Genomic DNA, 3,724 nt, shown 5'->3' on the forward strand with positions numbered 1-3,724 from the left:
CGTCCGGAGCAAACTTTCAAGATGCCTATGGCATTTTGAGTGGTTCCGGAAACCGATCTCGAACGGTGCGTGTATCAAAGCTTGAAACATATCCTGACGAGGCAATGGCCGATTTCATCCGGCAGGCGGTTGACGCCGACATCGCTTGACCAGAATGCGGTTGTGTACGGGCCGAAAAGTTTCCGTTACCCGGTTTCAACTTGGCCCCGGACTTGTTCCGGGGCCTCCTCGTGTCGCCGCAGAGGTCCCGGGTCAAACCCGGGACGGGGTCGCCTCAGAAGTCGAACTTCACGCCCTGCGCCAGCGGCAGCTGAGCCGAATAGTTGATCGTGTTGGTCTGCCCCGGGTTCCCCGACAAAGCCGTGCCTGGCGGTCGATTTCCGTCGGCTCTGGCGGGGGAATGCAGAAAAGTGCCGGGGTGGTCGATCATTCTGCCGACGAATCTGATGGCAAGATCCTCACTACCCACACTAGGTGCGTGTTCAACCCGATATAGGACCTTGACCAATCAATAACTATGTGTCCGAGTCTGCCTCAGACAACTTGCTTTCGGCTGTTGAGGTCAATGTCAAAAGACACATTTCATTGGGAGGGGAATAGTCGTTTTCTGACACGTCTTAGTGACATTCCTAAAGAAACTTCGACCGTACTTTTCTACCGTGAGAAGCGCTCTCAAAAAGGCATATCCAAGCTGAAGGGGCTGAAAAGGCTTGGCGCTCGTATGGTGAATCAGGATTTCCTTGATGAGATCGGTGAACTGAACGAACTGGTCGAACTTAAGCTGGAAATTGTTACTGCCACCGATCTGTCGCCGCTTGAAGGTCTGACGAAACTGCGTGCTCTTAGGCTTGCGAACATCAGTAAGATTAGCGATTTCAGCTTGCTGCCGCGTTTACCAGCGCTTCGGTACCTATACATCGAGAATGCGAAAAAGCTCACCTCGCTGGATTTCTTGGAACACGCCCAATCGCTAAGAAGGCTTGGTATCGAAGGAGGCCTATATAGCCCACAAAAGATCCCCACATTGGCCCCGCTCGGTGAGTTGAGAAATCTCGAAGAGCTCTACTTGGCTTCGGTGCAGCTCGTTGACAAGAACCTCAGCTATCTCACCGGCTGCGAGAACCTCACGGTACTTCGCTGTGCGCGGTTCGCTCATGAAGACGAATTCAACAAGCTTAGTTCGCTTATGCCCCAACTTGACTGCCATTGGTTCAATCGCAAGCAAGACCTGTGGCCCCATCGGCTTCGTGTGGAGGGTGACTAGCGCGTTTGACGATTTGGCGGGCACGCCTTGGCCGTGACTGCCAGAGTGCTTGTCGACATGAGTAGGCCCCGGACTTGTTCCGGGGCCTCATCGTTGTTCGGCAGAAGTCGCGGGTCAAACCCGGGACGGGATCGCCTCAGAAGTCGAACTTCACGCCCTGCGCCAGCGGCAATTGGGCCGAATAGTTGATGGTGTTTGTCTGCCGCCGCATGTAGCCCTTCCAAGCGTCGGAGCCTGACTCACGGCCGCCGCCCGTCTCCTTCTCGCCGCCGAATGCCCCGCCGATCTCAGCACCCGAGGGGCCGATATTGACGTTTGCGATGCCGCAGTCGGAGCCGGCGGCAGAGAGGAACGCCTCGGCCTCGCGCATGTTCAGCGTGAAGATGCAGGAGGAGAGCCCCTGCGGTACGTCGTTCTGGAGGGCGATAGCCTCCTCCAGCGTCTCGTAGCCCAGAACGTAGAGGATCGGCGCGAAGGTCTCGGTCCGGACGGTGTCGGTCTGCTTTGGCATCTCGGCAATCGCGGGTTCCACATAGGCCCCACCCTGCGGCACGCCTGCCGTCACGGTCTTGCCGCCGTGAATGGTGCCGCCCTCGGCCTTGGCCTTTTCCAGCGCTGCCTGCATCCGGTCGCGCGAGCCATGGTCGATCAGCGGGCCGATCAGCGTACCTGCCTTGCGCGGATCGCCGACGGGAAGCGAAGCATAGGCCTTGGAGAGGCGGGCGACCAGGTCGTCCTTGACCGAGTTATGCGCGATCAGCCGCCGCAAGGTGGTGCAACGCTGGCCCGCCGTGCCGACGGCGGAAAAGACGATGGCGCGGACAGCCATGTCGAGATCGGCCGAGGGTGCCACGATCATCGCGTTGTTGCCGCCCAGTTCCAGGATCGGCCGGCCCCAGCGCCCGGCGACCTTCGGCCCGACGATCCCGCCCATGCGGGTCGAGCCAGTGGCCGAGACGATGGGCACGTCCTTCGAATTCACCAGCGCCTCGCCGATAGCCGGGCCGCCGATGACCAGCTGCACGAGGCCGTCCGGCGCGTCGCCGAAACGTTTCAGCGCGCGTTCCATGATCTTCATCGAGGCCATGGCAGTGAGCGGCGTCTTTTCCGAGGGCTTCCAAATCACCGGATCGCCGCAGACTAGGGCAAGCGCCGTGTTCCACGACCAAACCGCAACGGGGAAGTTGAAGGCAGTGATGACGGCGCAGGGGCCCAAGGGGTGCCAGGTTTCCATCATCCGGTGGCCGGGCCGTTCCGAGGCGATGGTCAGCCCGTAGATCTGGCGCGAGAGGCCGACCGCGAAGTCGCAGATGTCGATCATCTCCTGCACTTCACCAAGGCCTTCGGAGGTGATCTTGCCCGCCTCCAGCGTCACCACCGCGCCAAGTTCGTCCTTGGCGGCGCGCAGTTCCTCTCCCAGAAGGCGCACCAGCTCGCCCCGCCGCGGTGCGGGTACCGTGCGCCAGGCTTTGAACGCCTCCTGCGATTTGGCGATGATTTTCGCCATATCCGCCGGGTCGGTCTCATGCACTTTCGCGACCTCGGCCCCGTCGATCGGCGAATGCACCGCCAGCGTACCGCCGGTCACTTGCGCCTTGGTCAGGCCCGCGGCCGTGATGATGTCGTTGTGGCTCATGTCAGTCTCCCTTGGTGACGGTCCGGCGCTGGTCTTCCATTCCCATGGAGATCAGCGCAGGCCCTTCCTGTTGCCTTGTCTGAAAATCTTGCTTTGAGCCCATGCTACGCCAATCCGCGAGGATCAGCGACTGGGCAACCGCCCCGCCCAGCGTAGTGCCGGGGCCGGTGACGATAAAAAGATCGGGCGCGAATTCCCGCGCGGCGATCCGGATCGCATGGGTGAAGTCGTAGGTCTCGGTCACCTGATGACCTAGGGTGTAGTCCCAAAGCGCATGGGTGTCCGTGGCGCCTGGCCACCAGATCGCCCCCCGCCCGTCGATCATCGGCAGTTTCGGCTGGCTGAATAGAGACGGCGACAGATGCGCCCGGCCGCGTTCGGCGACTGGCGCCTGAAGGCTGGAATGGAATGCCGCGTGGTTGGCGAGGCGCATCGGAAAGCGGCCCTGCACCGGCGGCACGGCTTCCTCGAATGCCTTCAGCCCTGCCTCGTTCCCCGCCAGCACCAGCATGCCGCCAAGGTCGATGGAGAGCGTCAGCACATGATCCTTGCGGGTGGCGATATCAGCGACCAGCGCCATCAGTTCGGCCTTGCGCCCGGGATCGGGCCGCCAATCCTCACCCACGAAGGGGTAGATCGATTGCCCGCCGATCAGCGCCTCTTGCATCAGCGTGCCCATGGTGTTCACCACCTCGAACCCGGCTTCCGCCGTCAGCGCCCCGCCACAGGCGAGCGCCGAATACCAGCCCATCGAATTGCCGGTGACGGCGACCACCTCGACCCCGTCGATGGCGCGGAAATCGCCCAATGTCGCCGCGTAGATC

At 61.5% G+C, this 3,724-nt stretch carries 4 protein-coding genes; 1 reads left to right on the forward strand and 3 read right to left on the reverse strand.

The features are described 5' to 3' along the window. Positions 1 to 274 precede the first annotated feature (274 nt). Positions 275 to 430, reverse strand: a complete 156-nt coding sequence (locus WBB85_RS18990; RefSeq protein ID WP_432640155.1) for a hypothetical protein — start codon at positions 428 to 430, stop codon at positions 275 to 277. 135 nt (positions 431 to 565) lie between these two features. Between WBB85_RS18990 and WBB85_RS18995 the strand changes: the two genes are divergently transcribed. Continuing rightward, entirely contained in the window at positions 566 to 1,264 is a 699-nt protein-coding gene (locus WBB85_RS18995; RefSeq protein ID WP_432640156.1) for a hypothetical protein, read from the forward strand. Between the two features lie 136 nt (positions 1,265 to 1,400). Here the strand turns inward: WBB85_RS18995 and amaB are convergent, their stop codons facing one another. Further along, entirely contained in the window at positions 1,401 to 2,900 is a 1,500-nt protein-coding gene (gene amaB / locus WBB85_RS19000; RefSeq protein WP_432640157.1) for an L-piperidine-6-carboxylate dehydrogenase, read from the reverse strand. A 1-nt stretch (position 2,901) separates the two neighbouring features. Beyond that, a partial coding sequence (locus WBB85_RS19005; RefSeq protein WP_432640158.1) for an ACP S-malonyltransferase occupies positions 2,902 to 3,724 on the reverse strand: 823 nt, incomplete at its 5' end.

The sequence above is a fragment of the Albidovulum sp. genome (assembly GCF_049646345.1).
In the GTDB taxonomy this organism is placed as follows: Bacteria; Pseudomonadota; Alphaproteobacteria; order Rhodobacterales; family Rhodobacteraceae; genus Albidovulum.